Source organism: Actinomadura sp. HBU206391, from assembly GCF_014323665.1.
In the GTDB taxonomy this organism is placed as follows: Bacteria; Actinomycetota; Actinomycetes; order Streptosporangiales; family Streptosporangiaceae; genus Actinomadura_C.
Genome location: NZ_JABVEB010000120.1, coordinates 1 through 18,004 on the forward strand (window position 1 = coordinate 1; position 18,004 = coordinate 18,004).

Sequence of the window (18,004 nt, forward strand, 5' to 3'; positions counted from 1 at the left end):
TCATGCGGCTCGATCACCGGCTCGCTCCGGTCAAGGCCGCCGTGCTGCCGCTGTCGCGCAACTCGGACCTGTCTCCGAAGGCCCGCGACCTCGCGGCGCAGCTGCGTCGCAACTGGAACGTCGACTTCGACGACGCGGGCGCGATCGGCCGTCGTTACCGCCGCCAGGACGAGATCGGCACCCCGTACTGCATCACCGTGGACTTCGACACGCTCGAAGACGACGCGGTCACCGTCCGCGAGCGCGACTCGATGAACCAGGAGCGCATCGCCCTCGGCCAGGTCGAGTCGTTCCTGGCCGCCCAGCTGATCGGCTGCTGACCTCGGCCCGCGGCCGGGCCGCGGCGAGAGTGCCTGCACGAAACCCTTGATCACGGTCGTCTCCTCGACGGCGAACTCGATCACCTCATCCCGAAGCTCTCCGCACACGCGGTCGTCGAGCTCGCTTGAGGTCACTTGGGCATCGCGTGGTGTTATCGCGATGCCCCGGCGGTGATCGTGGGTAGGGTGGAGAGCAGCGGTGTCGGGGGAGGGGTGGGCGTGAACCAGCACGTCGCCGACCGGCCTACCGGCGGCGAGATGGGTATGGCCTCGCGGGCTCTGCTGCTCCTGCTGGGCCTCCTGGGTTTTGTGCTCTCTCCGGCCATCGCGCCACCGCCCGCCACCGCGAGCATGGGGCAGGGCGTCGCTCAGCAGACGGTCTCGCCGAAGAAATCCGCGGCGCAGGGCACCCCGCGCGGCTCCAGGGGCGGTCGCGGCTCGGCGCATGCCGAACAGCGTTGTCCTGCCGCCCAAGCGGTGGCGGCGTCGGCGCATCCCCCCTGCGCACAGGCGCACGGCTCGATGTCCGCCGTACCGGCCGGCGAAGCGGCGGCGCCCGTACCGGCCGACACCTTCGCCGGCCGTGTCTCCGGCCCGCTCGACCCGGTCTCGGGCACGTTCGTCGGCACGCCCCGCAGCCGGGCGCCGCCGACTTCCACGGGTTTCTGACGTCCCTGTCGTCCGGGTGGCCTCGCCGCCCGTCACCCGTGGGCGCCGCGACAGCGGCGGCCGCGGTTCCCGTGGAGGTTTCCGTTGTCCCGCGCCACCATGGTGCGGGCGCTCCTGGCGCTCGCCCTACTAGCCGGATCACTGTTCTTCGCCTTCTCCACCCCCGCCCGCCTCGGTCTCGACCTGCGCGGCGGCACCCAGATCGTGCTCGAGACCAAGGACTCGCCGACCACCAAGGCCGATCAGGAGTCGACTGACCGGGCGCTCGAGGTGCTGCGCAGGCGGGTGGACGCTCTCGGCGTGGCCGAGTCGTCGCTGACCAGGTCGGGGGAGCGGCGCATCATCGTCGAGCTCCCCGACGTGCAGGATCCGCGGAAGGCGGCCGACGTGATCGGCCGCACCGCGCAGCTCACCGTCCACCCCGTCCTCGGGGTGGAACAGGACCCCGCCGCCAAGCCCGGCACCGGCGAGAGCGTCCTGCCCGACGAACAGGGGCAGCCGCTCAGGCTGGGCCCGCCGGTGCTGACCGGGCAGGGCATCAAGTCGGCCCAGGCGGGACTCGACCAGGAGAACATGAGCGGCTGGTACGTCGGCGTCGACTTCCGCGGCGACGGTGGGAGGGCGTGGAAGGACGCCACCGCCAAGGCCGCCTGCTCCCCGATCGGCGACCCGACGCGGCGCATCGCGATCGTGCTCGACGACAAGGTGATCTCCTCGCCGCAGGTCAACGAGACCGTGGCCTGCAACGTGGGCATCGCCGGCGGCTCCACCCAGATCACCGGGAGTTTCACGCCGGAGGAGGCCAAGGACCTGGCCGCGCTGATCCAGGGCGGTGCGCTGCCGGTGCCGGTGAGCATCATCGAGCAGCGGGTGGTCGGCCCCACGCTCGGCGACGCGGCGATCGACGCCAGCTTCAAGGCGGCCATCATCGGCGTCATCCTGACCGCGCTGTTCATCATCTTCGTCTACCGCCTGGTCGGAGCGCTCGCGGCCGTCGCGCTGACCTGTTACGCGCTCATCTCCTACGCCACCCTGGTGGCGCTGGGAGCGACGCTGACCCTGCCCGGACTGGCGGGATTCGTCCTCGCGATCGGCATGGCGATCGACGCCAACGTGCTGGTGTTCGAACGGGCCAGGGAGGAGTACGCCGCCGCCCCGGGGAAGGGGCCGGCCCGAGCTCTGTCCACCGGCTTCGACAAGGCCTTCTCGGCGATCGCGGACTCCAACATCACCACCCTGCTCGCCGCCGGGCTGCTGTTCTTCCTCGCCTCCGGCCCGGTGCGCGGCTTCGGGGTCACGCTCTCCATCGGTGTCCTCGCCTCGCTGGTGTCGGCGCTGCTGGTGACCCGGGTGCTCACGGAGCTGGCGTTGAGCAACAGGGCCATAGCCAAGCGGCCCCGGCTGACCGGCATCGGCGCCACCGGCAGGGTCAGGGACTGGCTGGATCGCCGTGACCTGGACCTGATGAAGCGGCGGCGCGTGTGGCTGGCGGTGTCGGGAGTGGCCGTGGTGCTGGCCGTGACCGGCATCGCGACGCGGGGGCTCAACTACGGCGTCGAGTTCACCGGCGGGCGCCTCGTGGAGTACTCGACCAGCCGCCCCGTGCACGTCGACGCGGCCCGTAGCGCCGTCGCCGACGCGGGGTTCCCGCGCGCCGTCGTGCAGACCTCGGGAGATGACGACATCTCCGTGCGGACCGAGAAGCTGAGCAACGAGGAGGAGCGGCGCATCCACGACGCCCTGGCCGAGAAGGGCGGGCAGGTCACCAAGCAGCGCGATGAGCTCATCGGGCCCAGCCTCGGCGACGAACTCCGGCAGAAGGCGCTCATCGCGCTGGCCGTGGCGCTGCTGGCCCAGCTCGGCTATCTGGCGATCCGGTTCCGCTGGACGTTCGGCGCCGGGGCGGTGCTCGCCATGTTCCACGACGTGTTGATCGTCACCGGCGTGTTCGCCTGGCTCGGCAAACCCATCGACGGGGTGTTCCTCGCCGCGTTGCTCACGGTGATCGGCTACTCGGTGAACGACTCGGTGGTGGTGTTCGACCGGATCCGGGAACTGTGGGGATCGGCCCGGGACGAGAAGTTCGCCAGGATCGCCAACCGGGCGGCGCTGCAGACCGTGCCCCGTACGGTGAACACCGGCATCGGCGCGGTGTTCATCCTCGCCGCGCTGGCGGTGCTCGGAGGCGACTCGCTCACCGACTTCGCCATCGCGCTGCTCGTCGGCATCGGGATCGGGACCTGGTCGAGCGTGTTCACGGCCACGCCGCTGGCGATCGTGTTCGAGTCCCGCAGCAAGGCCCCGCCACCGCGGCCCAAGAAGAAGCTGGCCGCCCGGTCACGCCGCGACCCCGCCGACTCCGGAGCCGTCGTCTGACGACCCCTCAGGTGGTGATCCTGCGGCCGCGCCCGCCATGCGCCGGGCACGACCGCAGGATCACGTCCGGCCTCATCGGCCCCTGACGAACCTCGGCGGGCCTCAGGTGAACGGTGTGGTGCGTTCGCGCTGCTCGGCCCGGATCACCTGGATCACGGCGTTGATGAGGGACAGGTGGGTGAACGCCTGGGGGAAGTTGCCGAGATGCCGCCCGGTGTGCGGGTCGATCTCCTCGGCGTAGAGCTGCAGCGGGCTCGCGAACGACAGCAGCTTCTGGCAGAGCGACTTCGCCCGCTCCAGCTCGCCGATCATCACGAACGAGGACACGAGCCAGAACGAGCAGATCGTGAACGCGCCCTCGTCCGAGGCGAAGCCGTCGTCGATCTCCGACGGGCGGTAGCGGAGCACGAGGTCGTCCTCGCTGAGCTCCTCTGCGATGGCCAGCACCGTTTCGCGCACCCGCTTGTCTTCCGGTGGCAGGAATCCGAGGAGGGGGATGAGCAGGGCCGAGGCGTCCAGCGCCGTCGTGTCGTAGTGCGCGGTGAACACCCCGCGCTCGTCAACCGCGTTGGCCAGCACGTCGGCCTGGATCTCGTCGGCCGCCTCCTGCCAGCGCTCGGCGCGCCCCGCGTCGCCCCGGATGCGGGCCAGCTCGGCGCCCCGGCTGGCCGCCACCCAGCAGAAGACCTTGGAGGAGGTGAAGTGCCGAGGCTCGCCGCGCACCTCCCACATTCCGTGGTCGGGCTTGCGCCAGTTGACGAGCGCGTCCTCCACCTGCTTGATCACGATCGTCCAGAGCCGGTCGTCGAGCCGGTCCCGCTTGCGGACGAACAGGTAGATCGACCCGATGATGGCGCCCCACACGTCGTGCTGAGTCTGCATGTACGCCGCGTTGCCGATCCGTACCGGCCGTGCGCCGTCGTAACCGGACAGATGATCAAGGGTGATCTCGGGCAGTTCGGCCCGGCCGTCGACGCCGTACATGATCTGCAGGCGCCCGTCGGCGGCCTCGGCCACGTCGGTGATGAAGTAGAAGAAGTCGTTGGCCTCCCAGTCGTACCCGAGGGTGTAAAAGGCCCACAGCGCCATCGTCGAGTCGCGGATCCAGGTGAAGCGGTAGTCCCAGTTGCGGTCGCCGCCGGCGGTTTCCGGCAGGGAGGTCGTCGGCGCCGCCACCACGGCACCGGTCGGCGCGTAGGTCAGGCCCTTCAGGGTGAGCGCGCTGCGCTGGAGGTGGCTGCGCCACGGGTGGTCGGGGAAGTCGCCCCGGTCCAGCCAGTGCTGCCAGTGGTGGATCGTCCAGATCATGCGCTCGAGCGCCTCCTCGTAGGCGCGCGGTGGCGCGTGCTCGCTCCACGACAGCGCGACGAAGCGCGACTCGCCCTGCTTGAGGAGGGTACGGGCGGTCGCGAGCGGGCCCTCGAAGCCGATGTTCATGTCGCTGGTCAGCCGCAGGGTGACGTCGTTTCCGCGGGCGGTCGCCTCGTGGTAGCCGTCCCCGGTGTGCTCCCAGTCGGCCGGTACCAGGCCGTAGTCGAAGACCGGCATGCAGTCCAGCCGCACCTGGACCTGGCCGTTCACGCAGCGCACCATCCGCAGCAGCACGTGGTCGGCGTCGTAGTCGGTCGGGGCCCGGCGATGGGTGTGCGACCGCTCGTCCTCGTGGTGCCAGGGGCCCATCAGGAGCGCGTCGGTGACGACCAGCCAGCCGCCGTGCGTCCACCACGTGGTCTCCATGACCATCGTGCCGGGTATGTAGCGCTGCGCCGCGGGGACCTCGACCCCGGCGGGGCCGAGCCGGAAGAAGCCGGCGTCGCGATCCAGGATCGAGCCGAACACGCTGGGCGAGTCGATGCGCGGCAGGCACATCCACTCCACGCTCCCGCTCGGGGCGACGAGCGCGGTCGTCTCGCAGTCCGACAGGAATCCGAAATCGGCGATCGGCGCGAACGGGCCGCCCGCCCCACCGGTGGAGGCCACGGGGTTCAAGGCGTCATCGCCCTTGTCCGTCATCCCCCCAGTATCCCAGCGGCGATGATGCCGGTTCACCTGTGGTCAGGTGAAGATCTGTCGGGTATGTCCGGATTGGAATAGACCAGTACTCATAGGCTGACCTGGGCGGATGTGGTGCGGATGAGTGGGCGCCAAGTAACTCGCGATATGCCGGGTACAGTCCCGCCAAGGGCGGCGTCGAACGACCCACTCCCGGGTCGCGGCGCACGGCGACGTGCGTGCGCGGCCGAGGTCGTTCCGCCTCCCACCGTAGTGGAATCGGAGCGTGGAGGAGCGCCTGTGCCGAAGTTCGCTTACGACTTCACTGAGGGCAACAAGGACCTGAAGGACCTGCTGGGCGGCAAGGGCGCCAACCTGGCCGAGATGACCAACCTCGGCCTGCCCGTCCCGCCCGGGTTCACGATCACCTCGGAGGCCTGCCGCCACTACCTCGATCACGGGAGCGTTCCCGAGGGGCTCGAGGCGGAGACCGAAGAACACCTCTCCGCCCTGGAGCGGCAGATGGGCAAGCGGCTCGGTCAGGCCGATGACCCCCTGCTGGTGAGCGTGCGCTCGGGGGCGAAGTTCAGCATGCCGGGGATGATGGAGACCGTCCTCAACATCGGCCTGAACGACGAATCGGTGGACGGCCTGGCCCGGCAGGCGGGAAACGAGCGGTTCGCCTGGGACTCCTATCGCAGGTTGATCCAGATGTTCGGCAAGACCGTCCTCGGCATCGAGGGCGAGGTGTTCGAGGAGGCCCTCGACGCCGCCAAGGACGCCAAGAAGACGACCGACGACCTCGACCTCGACGCCGATGACCTCAAGCAGCTGGTCGAGTCCTACAAGGGCATCGTGCGCGAGCACGCGGGCCGGGACTTCCCGACCGATCCGCGTGAGCAGATGGATCTCGCCGTCAAGGCGGTGTTCGAGTCGTGGAACGCGCCCCGGGCGATCCTCTACCGCCGTCAGGAGCGCATCCCGGCCGATCTCGGCACCGCGGTGAACATCGTGGCCATGGTCTTCGGGAACATTGGCATGGACTCGGGCACGGGCGTCGCGTTCACCCGTGACCCGGCTTCGGGCCAGAGCGGGATCTACGGCGATTACCTGCAGAACGCCCAGGGGGAGGACGTCGTCGCCGGCGTCCGCAACACGGTGCCGCTGGCCGAGCTGGAGCAGATCGACAAGAAGTCCTACGACGAACTGCTGCAGATCATGGAGACGCTGGAGAACCACTACCGCGATCTCTGCGATATCGAGTTCACCATCGAGCGGGGCAAGCTCTGGATGCTCCAGACCCGGGTGGGCAAGCGGACCGCCGGCGCCGCCTTCCGCATCGCCACCCAGCTGGTCGACCAGGGGCTCATCGATCTGGACGAGGCGGTCCGCCGGGTCACCGGCGAGCAGCTCGCGCAGCTGATGTTCCCCCGGTTCGACGAGGCCCAGACCGATGGGCTCAAGCGTCTCACCCAGGGCATGAACGCCTCGCCCGGGGCGGCGGTCGGCAAGGCGGTGTTCACCTCCGAGCGCGCCGTCGAGCTCACCAACGCCGGCGAGGATGTCATCCTCGTCCGCCGCGAGACCACGCCCGACGACCTGACCGGCATGATCGCCGCGCAGGGCGTTCTCACCTCACGCGGAGGCAAGACCTCGCATGCCGCCGTGGTGGCCCGCGGCATGGGCAAGACCTGTGTCTGCGGCGCCGAGGAGCTCGAGGTCGACCTCAAGGAGGGCCGGTTCGAGGCCCCCGGGGGTGTGATCGTCGAAGAGGGCGACGTCATCTCCATCGACGGCGGCTCGGGCGTGGTGTACCTCGGCGCCGTACCCGTGGTGAACTCACCGGTGGTCGAGTACTTCGAGGGTGAGCTCGCGCCCGCCGACGGGGACGAACTCGTCCAGGCGGTGCACCGGGTCATGGGCCACGCGGACGATCAGCGGCGTCTGCGGGTGCGGGCCAACGCCGACAACGCCGAGGACGCCGCGCGGGCGCGCCGGTTCGGCGCCGAGGGCATCGGGCTGTGCCGCACCGAGCACATGTTCCTCGGTGACCGGCGGCAGCTCGTCGAGCGGCTCATCCTCGCGGAGACGGGTGATGAACGCCAGGAGGCGCTCGACCGGCTGGCCCCCCTGCAGAAGGAGGACTTCGTCGGTATCTTCGAGGCGATGGACGGCCTGCCGGTGACGGTCCGGCTGATCGACCCGCCCCTGCACGAGTTCCTGCCCGACCTCACCGACCTGTCGGTCAAGGTGGCTCTCGCGGGCGACGACGCCGAGCCCAAGGACCGCACGCTGCTCGACGCCGTGCGCCGCCTGCACGAGCAGAACCCCATGCTGGGCCTGCGAGGAGTACGTCTCGGCCTGGTCATTCCCGGGCTGTTCGCCATGCAGGTCAAGGCCATCGCCGAGGCCGCGGCCGAGCGGAAGCAGGCCGGGGGCGACCCCCGTCCGGAGATCATGATCCCCCTCGTCGGGGCCGTGCAGGAGCTGGAGGCCATCCGAGAGGAGACCCTGGGGATCCTCGCCGCGGTCAAGGAGGAGACGGGCGTCGACGTCCCGGCGCTGATCGGCACCATGATCGAGCTCCCGCGTGCCGCGCTCACCGCCGGTGACATCGCGGAGGCGGCCGAGTTCTTCTCCTTCGGCACCAACGACCTGACCCAGACCACGTGGGGCTTCTCCCGGGACGACGTCGAGTCCTCCTTCTTCGGCCGTTACCTCAAGCTGGGCGTGTTCGGCGTATCGCCGTTCGAGACCCTGGACCGGGAGGGCGTCGGCCGGCTCATGCGGATCGCGGTCGAAGAGGGCCGCCGCACCCGGCCGGAGATCAAGCTGGGCATCTGCGGCGAGCACGGCGGCGATCCCGACTCGGTGCACTTCTGCCATGAGATCGGGCTCGACTACGTTTCCTGCTCGCCGTTCCGTATCCCGGTGGCGCGTCTCGAGGCCGGACGCGCGACGATCGAGTCGGGCGGCAGCGACAGTCGATGACGACCGGGGAAGCCTCAACCCTCGCCGGGGTCAACTTCAGGTATGAACCCGGCGGACACGGCTGAACTTTCTACGCCCGTCCGCACGTCTAACGTAGCGTGGCAAGCACGATGACGTTGGAAGTCGAACTCCCCGAGTCCCAGGATCCGCAGGAGCGGGAAGAGGACGAATCGCCGGAACGCCGCCCTCGCGGGCGGCGTCTCCGGCCCGTGGCATGGACGCTGCGGATCCTCGCGGTCCTCCTTGCGATCGCGATCCTCACGCCGCTCGCCGTCGGCTGGCGGGTCTGGTATCAGGCCCGGCAGGACGAGCGTCCCAAGTCCGACGCGATCATCGTGCTGGGCGCGGCGCAGTACAACGGCAGACCGTCGCCGACGCTGGAATGGCGGCTCAGGCACGCCCTCTCGCTCTACCGCGCGGGCGTCGCCCCCGCCATCGTGACCGTGGGCGGCAAGCGTGAGGGCGACAGGTTCACCGAGGCGGCCGCCGGGCAGGCCTGGCTGACCCAGCGGGGCGTGCCGGCGAGCCGGGTCGTCGCGGTGCCCGAGGGCTCCGACACTCTGCAGAGCATGAAAGCCGTCGGGTCGGCCTTCGAACGGCGCAAGTGGGACTCGGCCGTCATCGTCACCGATCCCTGGCACGCGCTGCGCTCCAAGCGCATGGCCGAGGGCCACGGGATCAAGGCCGCCGCCTCACCGACCCGCAGCGGGCCGAGCGTGCAGACCCGCGACACCCAGTTCCATTACATCGTCCGGGAGACCGGCGGCTATCTCTGGTACGTCACCGTGGCGCGGGTCACGGGCCGCCAGTAGCCGGACGGGCGGGGCCGATGGTTCCCGGCTCTTATGCTGAGGAGCAATGAGCGGCTACACGCGTGACGATCGGGCCCGCTGGGCGCCGGAGCCGGCCAAGCGCCGGGGCCGCACCGCTTTCGAGCGCGACCGTGCCCGGGTGCTGCACAGCGCGGCGCTGCGCCGGCTGGCGGCCAAGACCCAGGTGGCCGATCCGACCGACGACTTCCTGCGCACCCGGCTGACCCACTCCCTCGAATGCGCCCAGGTCGGACGGGAGCTCGGCAGATCGCTCGGCTGCTCGCCGGACCTCGTCGAGACCGCCTGTCTCGCCCATGACCTCGGGCACCCGCCGTTCGGCCACAACGGCGAGCTGGCCCTCGACGCGGTGGCGCAGGGCTGCGGCGGCTTCGAGGGCAACGCCCAGAGCCTGCGCATCCTCACCCGGCTCGAGCCGAAGTCCTTCGCGCCGGACGGCAGGAGCGTGGGGCTCAACCTCACCAGGGCGACGCTGGACGCGTCGATGAAGTATCCGTGGACCAGGGCCGAGAACCCGAAATACGGCGTCTATCTCGACGACGTCGAGGTGGCCCGCTGGGTCCGTGAGGGAGCGCCCGAGGGGCGCCTGTGCTTTGAAGCGCAGGTCATGGACTGGTCCGACGACGTGGCCTATTCGGTGCACGACCTGGAGGACGCGCTCGTGGCCGGGCACGTACGGCTCGACCAGCTCGCCGATCCGATCGAGCGTCGCGCCGTCTGCGTGGCGGCCGAGAAGCTCTACAGCGACGCCGACGTCGCCGAGCTGGAGGAAAGGTTCGCCGCGCTGCTACGGGAGCCGTACTGGCCGAAGACCTATGACGGCACGCCGGCCACGCTCGCCGGGCTCAAGAACCTCACGAGCACGCTGATCGGACGCTTCTGCCTGGCCGCCGAGGAGGCGACCCGGGCGCTGCACGGCGACGGCCCCCTGGCGCGCTACTCGGCCGACCTGATCGTCCCGCGCGCCCAGCGGCTGGAGTGCGACCTGCTCAAGGGGATCACCGCGCACTACGTGTGGAGCCGTCATGAGGTCAACCGGATCCGGCAGCGTGAACTGATCACCGAGCTGGCCGGGCTGCTGGTCGAGGACGCCCCGCGCCATCTCGATCGCGTCTTCCACGGCTCCTATCTCGACGCGGTCGACGACGCCGGTCGGCTGCGTGTCGTCATCGACCAGGTCGCCTCGCTCACCGACACCTCCGCACTGGCGTGGCATCGACGCCTCACGGAGTGAGCGGCGGGCGTCAGCGTTGCACGCGGTCGACCCGGGCCCCGTCGCCACCGAAGACCAGAATGCGGTCCATGTCGACGGCGAGATGGACGGTGCTGCCCTGCGTCAGACCTCGGCTCGAGCCGATCCGGAACACCAGGTCGGACCGGCGATGGTGGCCCGAGTGCCCGGTGCCCACACCGGGTTCGTCGGCCACGGCCTCCTCGGCGGAGCCGAACAGGCGGCCGAAGGAGGACTTGAGACGTCCCGACGCGGTCGGCGGCGCCGGCGTCGCGACCGGCACCTTCTGCGGCCGGGTCACCTCGTCGGGATCGACCGCGGGGATGCCGGCTTCGGCATAGGCCATCCACTCGTGCCCGTGGAACTCCAGACTTCGCAGCCGGCCGGACAGCACCCGCCCGGGGTCCGGCTCGGACACCGGCGTGAGCGCGTCGGGCCGGATGCCGACCAGCACGGAGGAACCGTGACAGGCCATGAACGCGGTCGCCCGGGGGTCGGTCCAGGGAACGGTGAGCCGCTGGCCGCCGAAGTCGAGGATCACGCCCTCGTTCTCGACCGCCCACGCGTTGGCCTGCAGCAGGTTGATGTACGGGGAGCTGAGGAAGGCCGCGACGAAGACCGTGGCGGGATCGACGTAGAGCTGCTGCGGCGTGCCGACGTCTTGCAGCACCCCCTGGCGCATGATGGCGATCCGGTCGGCCAGCGTCAGTGCCTCGACCTGGTCGTGCGTGACGTACAGCGTGGTGACGCCGAGGGAACGGACCAGCGCGGCGATCTCCATGCGCAGTTCGGTACGGAGGGCGGCGTCGAGATTGGAGAGCGGCTCGTCCATCAGGAACACCGAGGGCTCACGGATGATGGCGCGGCCCATCGCGACCCGCTGCCGCTGGCCGCCCGACAGCGTGCTCGGCCGGCGCTCCAGCATCGGATCGAGCCCGAGCGCCTTGGCGAGCTCGACGACCTTCTCCCGGGTGGCGGTGGCATCGTCCTGGGCTATCTCGAGGGGGAAGGCGAGGTTGCCGCGGACGCTGAGGTGCGGATAGAGAGCGCCGTTCTGGAAGACCATCGCGACATTGCGTTCTCGCGGGTCGAGGCCGTTGGCGAAAGCGTCGCCCAGCATCAGGTCGCCGGAGGTTATCTCCTCCAGCCCGGCGATCATCCGGAGCACTGTGGACTTGCCGCATCCCGAGGGTCCGAGCAGCACGAAGAGTTCGCCGTCGCGCACGTGCAAACTGAGGTCGTCCACCGCCAGATGGCCGCCTGGGTAGACCTTGCTCACCGCGTTCAGGACCACTTCGGTCACTAAAAGCCACCCGTGTCTCACTGTTGTCATCCCCGAGGTGGGCCGATTACACCGCACGGTGGCACGCATGTCCATACCTGACTGATCTCGAAATTTCCAATGAAGTCAGTAGGTAAAGTCGATAATCTCCCGAGCCTGCACGAGGCCGCCTCCGCAGCCTGTCGCACGTACGTCGTGTCGTTCGGCGATCTCGCCGAGGAGTGCGGCCGACCGGGATTCACACGCACCCGTCCAGGAGAAGACCACCTGGTCGACGCTCCGTACGGCGAGCCGCCCGGGCGTCGGCGGCACATCATCCATGAGGAGGTCTTATGCGCATGCAACGCGCACGGCTGTTCGCCGCGACCGCCGGCACCGTCAGCGTGCTGCTGACGGTGCCCGCGGCGGCCGTCGACACCAGTTCGGGAGCACCGGGCATCGGAGACGTGTACTACCCCGACTATGGCAACGGCGGGTATGACGTCTCGCACTATGACCTGCGGCTGAAGTACGAGCCGGCCAGCGACCATCTGGAGGGTACGGCGACGATCCTCGCGACGCCCAAGCACGACCTGACCCGGTTCCACCTGGACTTCGCGCTCGACGCCAGCGCCGTGCAGGTGAACGGGCGGGAGGCCCGGTACGCCACGTCGGGATCTCATGAGCTCGTGGTCACCCCGCCGGCGGGCCTGCGCGCGGGGCAGCCGATGAACGTGCTCGTGCGCTATTCGGGCACGCCGTCCACGGTGAAGATCGACGACCTCATGCCGTGGCAGCGGACCACGGACGGCGCGGTGGCCGCCAACGAGCCCGAGATGGCGTGGTGGTGGTTCCCCAGCAACGACCACCCGCTGGACAAGGCCACCTATGACGTCTCGATCGCGGTGCCCGACGGGACCAAGGCGATCAGCAACGGTGTACTGGCCCGTACGACCAGGCAGTTCGGCTGGACGCGTTTCGACTGGCGGATGTCCCAGCCCCAGGCCACCTATCTGGCGACGCTCGCGATCGGCAAGTTCGACCTGCGCACCGCCACCACGAAGAGCGGTCTGCGCATGGTGACGGCGTACAGCGACAACCTCGGGAGCAGCGCGGGTGCCGCGAAGGCCAGCGTCGAGCGCACGGGGGAAGTGATCGACTGGGAGAGCGGAGTGTTCGGTCCCTATCCCTTCGACGCGGCCGGGGGCTATGTTCCGCAGACCAATGCCAGGTTCGCGCTGGAGACGCAGACCCGCAGCTTCTACAGCCCGGCTTTCTTCGCGCGGGGTTCGAACCTTTATGTCGTGGTGCACGAGAACGCCCATCAATGGTTTGGCGACAGCGTGTCCGTAGCCTCCTGGCGTGATATCTGGCTGAACGAGGGATTTGCCACCTATGCCGAGTGGTTGTGGTCGGAGAAGCAGGGAGAGGGAACGGCACAGCAGCTGGCCGACTTCACCTACGCCTCCCATCCGGCGAGCAGCCCGTTCTGGAAGGTGAAGCCGGGCGACCCCGGCAAGGGCAACGAGTTCCATGAGTCGGTGTACGACCGCGGCGCCCTCGCGCTTCAGGCGCTGCGCAACTCCGTCGGCGATGCGGTGTTCTTCCGCATCCTGCGCGACTGGGTCGCGGCGAAGAAGCACGGCAACGCGACGGTCGCCGAGTTCCTGCAACTCGCCGAGAAGGTCTCCGGAAAGCAGCTCGACGAGCTGTTCCAGACTTGGCTGTACACCCCTTCCCGCCCGCAGGCGCGGCCCGCCGCGCCGGCGTCCCGGCTGGCCCTCGGGGCGCCGGTGAAGCCGCGGTCGTGGGAGCAGATCCACCGCACGCACGGACACCTGCACGGCACGCGTTAGCGCGGCGGGCGCCAGGGCGGCGGGCGCCAGGGCGGCGGGCGCCAGGGTGCGGGGCGTGCGCCGGGACGCCCGCCGGATACAGCGGTGTGTTCGGTGGCCCCCCTGAAGGCCACCGAACACACCGCTGCCGCTCCGCCGTTCGTCGCCCGGTCGGTCAACCGGCCTCGTCCAAGCGTCGCCGGAGCTCGTCGTCGAGCTTCAGCTCCGTGGCGCCGAGCAGTTCATCCAGCTGCTCCACCGAGCTCGCACCGACGACCGGGACGACCGGCGGCTCGCCGTCCAGCAGCCAGGCGAGCACGACCTGGTTCGGGGTGGCTCCCAATTCGTCCGCCACCTCCCGCAGCATGGCGAGCCGCCTCGGCGTACCGGGGTGGTCGTACGACGGTGCCAGCGGTTTGTCGGCTCGCGTGTAGGCGCCGGAGAGCAGGGAGCCGTACGCCCACAGGCTCACGTCCGGTTCGGTGCGCACGTAGTCCAGCACCTCTGCGGTGACGTTGCCGTGCATGTGGTTGCCGGGGCGGACGTCGAACCGAGGGCGGAGATATGAGTGGCTCAGCTGCAGACAGGTGTATCCGGCGCGCCCCTGCCTCCCGGCCATGGCACGGGCGCGCTCGACCTGCCAGATGGCGTGGTTGCTCGCTCCGAGGACCCCGACCTTGCCCTCCTCGGTCAGCGAAGCGAACGCGTCGACGGTGTCCTCGAGCGGCACCGTACGGTCCTCGACGTGCGCCCAGTAGACCTCGAGGCGGTCGGTGCCCAGCCGGCGGAGGCTGCCGTCGAGAGCCGACCGGATCGCCGTGGGGGACAGTCCCTCGCCGCTCTCCTGCCACGAGGTCCCAGGGATCATCGGCATCGCCCCGACCTTGCTGCTGAGCTTCACCCGGTCACGGGCATTCCGGCTCGCCAGCCACCGGCCGAGCACGGCCTCGCTCTCCCCGCCCGCGCCGCCTTCGATCCAGAAGGCGTAGTTGTCGGCGGTGTCGATCAGTGTGCCGCCCGCCTCCACGAACCGGTCCAGGATGGCGAAGGACGTCGCCTCGTCGGTCCTGGTACCGAAGAACATGGCGCCGAGGCAGAGAGCGCTGACGGCGGTGCCGTCGGCGAGAACGCGTTGCTGCATCGTCATCGTCGGTCCTCTCGTTTCCTGTCATCGGGTCTGCGGAACCGACTCTGCAATCTGGAGCGCACTCCAGGTCAACTCGCTTGACCGCAGAACGGTCCGACGTGACGCTTGGACCCGTGAGCTTCTACTCCCCGGGACAGACCGCAGAGAAGACCGGCTTCAGCATCGACACGCTGCGCTACTACGAGAAGATCGGGTTGCTGGGCGAGATCGACCGCACCGCGGCCGGGCGGCGCCGCTTCAGCGAGGACGACATCGGCTGGCTCGGCATGCTGCGCTGCCTGCGCGAGACCGGAATGCCGATCGCGGACATGCTCCGATTCTCGGAACTGGCCCGCGAGGGCGACGAGGAGACGATCCCGGACCGCATCGCGCTGCTGGAGGCGCACGACCGGTATGTCGAGGAGCAGGTGGCCACGCTCCGCGCCCAGCAGCGGCAGATCCAGGAGAAGATCCGGTACTACCGTGATCATTTGGCCGGAGCCTGACCCGAGCCGTGCCGCACTGAAGGGACACAAGTGATCAGACGTCGGTCCGTCGCCCTGTTCTTGGCCTTGGCCATCACCTTCGTCGCACCGGGCACGGTCGCCGCTGCCGCGGCCGAACCGCCCGCCCACCGGCGGGGATCGCTGCAAGCGGAGATCTTCGCCACCGACAACACCAGTGTCATCACCGACCCGAACGATCCGCGGCTCAAGACACGGCTGACCCGGTTCGCGGTCCAGGTCAAGAAGATCATCCGGCAGAACGGCGGTGTGCCGCGCGGATCCACGCTGGTCAACGGGGTCTTCTGGTCCTCGTCCGGGCAGTACGTCACCTACGAGCGGTCACGTGACTTCGATGTGGACGGCGTGGACGAACTCGAGCTTCGGCACATCGCGGAACTCGTGCGCAAGGAGTTCGACCAGCAGTCGGTCCTGACCTTCCGCCACCTGCCGAGAGCCTCGCCGGCGGTCGACGCCGTCCGTGTCGAGGTTCCCGGCGTCGACGTGCAGCGCCTCTACGAGGGACTGGTGGCCGATCCGGTGGTACGCGACCGGCTGGGCGGCGGTTCGGCCACCCTCGACGGCCGGCTCATCCTCGTCGCGGGGGCGACCGACCTCTCCCTGGTCCGTTCCTTCGTCACCACGCTGGGCGGCGACTGGCGGGCCGCGGAGATCGAGTACGGCGCCTGGGAGTTCGTCGGCTGACCGGCGTGGTTCGGGTCAGGTGCGGAGCGCCTTCCTGCGAGCGGCCTGGAACGAACCCTTCGCGGTGTTCAGGTCCCACGCCCACGGGAAGTCCGACCGGGTCGAGGCCATGAGCTCACGCGCCGCCTCCCAGTGGCCGTCGCGGACGGCGTTCCAGGTGGAGCGCAGCGCCTCGTCGTCCTGCGCGAGATGGAGATCCAAGGCGTCGGGTGAGGCGGCCGCGCCGCCGAAGAGCTTCATCGCGGCAAAGTAACAGCGCGAGGCCGGACATACGCCACGGTCGGGTGGCCCGCCGCTCCGCCGGCACCGTCCGCCGTGCACCCGCACGGGCGCCCCTACGAGGCCGGGCCGGAGCCGCCGGCCCGGGCCGCACGCTCACCCTCGCACAGCCTGCGGCGGAGCGCGGAGGAGTCGCCGGCTGTCGCCGAGACGAGCACGCCGGGCCCGGCGAGCGGCATGACGGCCGGCCCTTCGCCGGTGACCGGCTCGCCGACGAGCCCGGGGCCGACCAGCCCGGCACCGGCCAGCAGCACGGTGCCGGCCGCGCGTGCTCCGCCGAGCACGGCCGCACCGCCGTAGACGCCGGGGTCGTCCAGCCGCAGTTCGTGGCGGAGCAGCGGACGGCCGGCCAGGATCACGTCGATCCTGCTGGTGTGCCGGCCGGGTCGCTCCCCGTACCGCCCGAGGATCAGCTCGTCGCGCCAGCGCAGCGTGGCGCCATCGGCGAGCGTGATCTCGGCGACGGCGCGGTGGTCGCAGCCGGCCGCCGCCACCGTCGGCTCCGGTGCGTAGTCGAGGTGCCCTCCCGCGCCGACCCTGGCCCGTACGGTGAACCGCGACTCGCCGTCGCCCGGCAGGGTCAACGTGGTCGCGACGGACCGGACGGCGAGCCGGGCGCCCGGGCCGACCTCGAGATCGAGTTCGAGCTCGTCGCCGCCGAGCGGGCCGGCCGCCGCACCGACCAGGTAGACCGCGCCGCCGGCCTCGCGTACGGCCAGCGGGCCGTCGGAGCGCAGCGTCGTCAGCCGGGTGCGGCCGTGCCGATCGCACTCGGCGGTCACGGCCGCCCGCGCGCGGTAGCGCGCACCGGTCTTCGCGGTCACGGCTCGGGCACGGATGCCGCCGCGTGCGGGTGCGGCGCGTGGTGCCGGTGCGGGTGCTCACGCAGGACGCGGCGGACCCACGCGGTCACCGCGACGGCGGCGGGGTCCTCTCTCAGCGAGGTGAAGAGGACGGGGCGCTCGCCGCGGACGGCGGCGGCGTCCCGGGCCATCACGGCGAGATCCGCGCCGACCATTGCGGCCAGGTCGGTCTTGTTGACGACCAGCAGGTCGGAGGCCGTGACGCCGGGCCCGCCCTTGCGCGGGACCTTGTCGCCGCCCGAGACGTCGAGCACGAAGATCTGCCGATCCACCAGGCCCTGGCTGAAGGTGGCGGTGAGGTTGTCCCCGCCGCTCTCGACGATGACCAGGTCGAGGGGACGGTGGCGTTCCTCCAGTGACTCGACCGCGTCCAGGTTGGCCGCGATGTCGTCGCGGATCGCGGTGTGCGGGCAGCATCCGGTGCGTACCGCGGTGATCCGGTCGTCCGACAGGACGCCGTTCCGGCGCAGGAAGTCGGCGTCCTCGGTGGTGTAGATGTCGTTGGTCACCACCGCGAGGGCCAGCTCGTCGCGGAGCGATCGGCACAGCGCGGCCGTCAGCGCGGTCTTGCCACTGCCCACCGGCCCGCCGATGCCGAGCCGCAGAGCCCGGCCCACCGGCGGGGTGGCCGGATGCGGATCGTGGTCATGCGTGCCTCCCACGAGGGCACCTCCTGTCGGGGATCGGCGGACGGCGTGGCCCACCAGGGCGGTCAGGATTCAAAGAGCCGCACCTCCGACCGCAGATGGAGCTCGGCGAACAGATCGAGCCCCGGTGCCGAGAGCGCCGGAAGGGCGCCCCAGTCGTCCGGCTCCGAGGCGGCGCGGGCGGCGATCGCGTCGACCTCGGTGGCGAGACCGGCCAAGGCGCGTTGCACGGCGAGCGGATCGAGGCCGAGGAGCCGTACGGCCGCCGACGCCGGCCCGGTCACGGAGCCGTACGCCGCGATCGCCGCCGCCTGCAGGGGTGTGCCTCCGGCCGCGGCCGCCGCCACGCCGAGAACGATCGGATGATGCGGCCCGC

Annotated in this window: 17 protein-coding genes; 9 read left to right on the top strand and 8 right to left on the bottom strand. The window is 70.3% G+C overall.

What is annotated here, in order from left to right:
• The 3 genes from HKK72_RS25930 to secD all read left to right on the top strand — a co-directional run.
• Positions 1-320, top strand: a 320-nt coding sequence (locus tag HKK72_RS25930; protein WP_261987200.1) for a His/Gly/Thr/Pro-type tRNA ligase C-terminal domain-containing protein, incomplete at its 5' end; no start/stop codon positions are given.
• 219 nt (positions 321-539) lie between these two features.
• Positions 540-989, top strand: a complete 450-nt coding sequence (locus HKK72_RS25935; RefSeq protein WP_187237042.1) for a hypothetical protein — start codon at positions 540-542, stop codon at positions 987-989.
• 84 nt (positions 990-1,073) lie between these two features.
• Complete coding sequence (gene secD / locus HKK72_RS25940) at positions 1,074-3,365, top strand: protein translocase subunit SecD (RefSeq protein ID WP_187237043.1); 2,292 nt, start codon at positions 1,074-1,076, stop codon at positions 3,363-3,365.
• Positions 3,366-3,467: 102 nt separating this feature from the next.
• Here secD and HKK72_RS25945 read toward each other — a convergent pair whose 3' ends face one another.
• Positions 3,468-5,378 (bottom strand): glycoside hydrolase family 15 protein, encoded by a 1,911-nt coding sequence (locus HKK72_RS25945; RefSeq protein WP_187237044.1) that lies wholly within the window; start codon positions 5,376-5,378, stop codon positions 3,468-3,470.
• Between the two features lie 279 nt (positions 5,379-5,657).
• Here HKK72_RS25945 and ppdK point away from each other — a divergent pair, with 279 nt between their 5' ends.
• From ppdK to HKK72_RS25960, 3 genes are all read left to right on the top strand, one after another.
• A complete protein-coding gene (gene ppdK / locus HKK72_RS25950; protein WP_315987453.1) occupies positions 5,658-8,348 on the top strand; it encodes a pyruvate, phosphate dikinase in 2,691 nt (896 codons plus the stop codon).
• Between the two features lie 110 nt (positions 8,349-8,458).
• Positions 8,459-9,160, top strand: coding sequence for a YdcF family protein (locus tag HKK72_RS25955; protein WP_187237046.1), 702 nt, complete (start codon positions 8,459-8,461; stop codon positions 9,158-9,160).
• Positions 9,161-9,206: 46 nt separating this feature from the next.
• Entirely contained in the window at positions 9,207-10,412 is a 1,206-nt protein-coding gene (locus HKK72_RS25960) for a deoxyguanosinetriphosphate triphosphohydrolase (protein ID WP_187237047.1), read from the top strand.
• A gap of 10 nt (positions 10,413-10,422) precedes the next feature.
• Here the strand turns inward: HKK72_RS25960 and HKK72_RS25965 are convergent, their stop codons facing one another.
• Both HKK72_RS25965 and HKK72_RS25970 read right to left on the bottom strand, forming a co-directional pair.
• Positions 10,423-11,712: an ABC transporter ATP-binding protein gene (locus HKK72_RS25965; RefSeq protein ID WP_187237048.1), complete on the bottom strand. Its 1,290-nt coding sequence runs from the start codon at positions 11,710-11,712 to the stop codon at positions 10,423-10,425.
• Positions 11,713-11,817: 105 nt separating this feature from the next.
• Entirely contained in the window at positions 11,818-12,012 is a 195-nt protein-coding gene (locus HKK72_RS25970; RefSeq protein ID WP_187237049.1) for a hypothetical protein, read from the bottom strand.
• A gap of 11 nt (positions 12,013-12,023) precedes the next feature.
• On the opposite strand from HKK72_RS25970, the gene HKK72_RS25975 reads away from it, so the two are divergent.
• Positions 12,024-13,526, top strand: coding sequence for a M1 family metallopeptidase (locus tag HKK72_RS25975; RefSeq protein ID WP_261987201.1), 1,503 nt, complete (start codon positions 12,024-12,026; stop codon positions 13,524-13,526).
• 154 nt (positions 13,527-13,680) lie between these two features.
• Here the strand turns inward: HKK72_RS25975 and HKK72_RS25980 are convergent, their stop codons facing one another.
• Positions 13,681-14,652 (bottom strand): aldo/keto reductase, encoded by a 972-nt coding sequence (locus HKK72_RS25980; RefSeq protein ID WP_261987202.1) that lies wholly within the window; start codon positions 14,650-14,652, stop codon positions 13,681-13,683.
• Between the two features lie 113 nt (positions 14,653-14,765).
• Here HKK72_RS25980 and HKK72_RS25985 point away from each other — a divergent pair, with 113 nt between their 5' ends.
• Together HKK72_RS25985 and HKK72_RS25990 are read left to right on the top strand one after the other, a co-directional pair.
• Entirely contained in the window at positions 14,766-15,137 is a 372-nt protein-coding gene (locus tag HKK72_RS25985) for a MerR family transcriptional regulator (protein ID WP_187237050.1), read from the top strand.
• A gap of 30 nt (positions 15,138-15,167) precedes the next feature.
• Positions 15,168-15,839, top strand: coding sequence for a hypothetical protein (locus tag HKK72_RS25990; protein WP_222721134.1), 672 nt, complete (start codon positions 15,168-15,170; stop codon positions 15,837-15,839).
• A 15-nt stretch (positions 15,840-15,854) separates the two neighbouring features.
• Here the strand turns inward: HKK72_RS25990 and HKK72_RS25995 are convergent, their stop codons facing one another.
• The 4 genes from HKK72_RS25995 to HKK72_RS26010 all read right to left on the bottom strand — a co-directional run.
• Positions 15,855-16,079: a hypothetical protein gene (locus HKK72_RS25995; protein WP_187237051.1), complete on the bottom strand. Its 225-nt coding sequence runs from the start codon at positions 16,077-16,079 to the stop codon at positions 15,855-15,857.
• A gap of 95 nt (positions 16,080-16,174) precedes the next feature.
• On the bottom strand, positions 16,175-16,942 hold the full coding sequence (locus HKK72_RS26000) for an urease accessory protein UreD (protein WP_187237052.1): 768 nt from the start codon (positions 16,940-16,942) through the stop codon (positions 16,175-16,177).
• Positions 16,939-17,643 carry an urease accessory protein UreG gene (gene ureG, locus HKK72_RS26005; RefSeq protein ID WP_187237053.1) on the bottom strand — a complete coding sequence of 235 codons (705 nt, stop codon included), beginning with the start codon at positions 17,641-17,643 and terminating at the stop codon, positions 16,939-16,941. Before ureG ends, HKK72_RS26000 begins: the two co-directional genes overlap by 4 nt.
• A 50-nt stretch (positions 17,644-17,693) precedes the next feature.
• On the bottom strand, positions 17,694-18,004 hold a 311-nt coding region (locus HKK72_RS26010; protein ID WP_315987454.1), incomplete at its 5' end, for an urease accessory UreF family protein.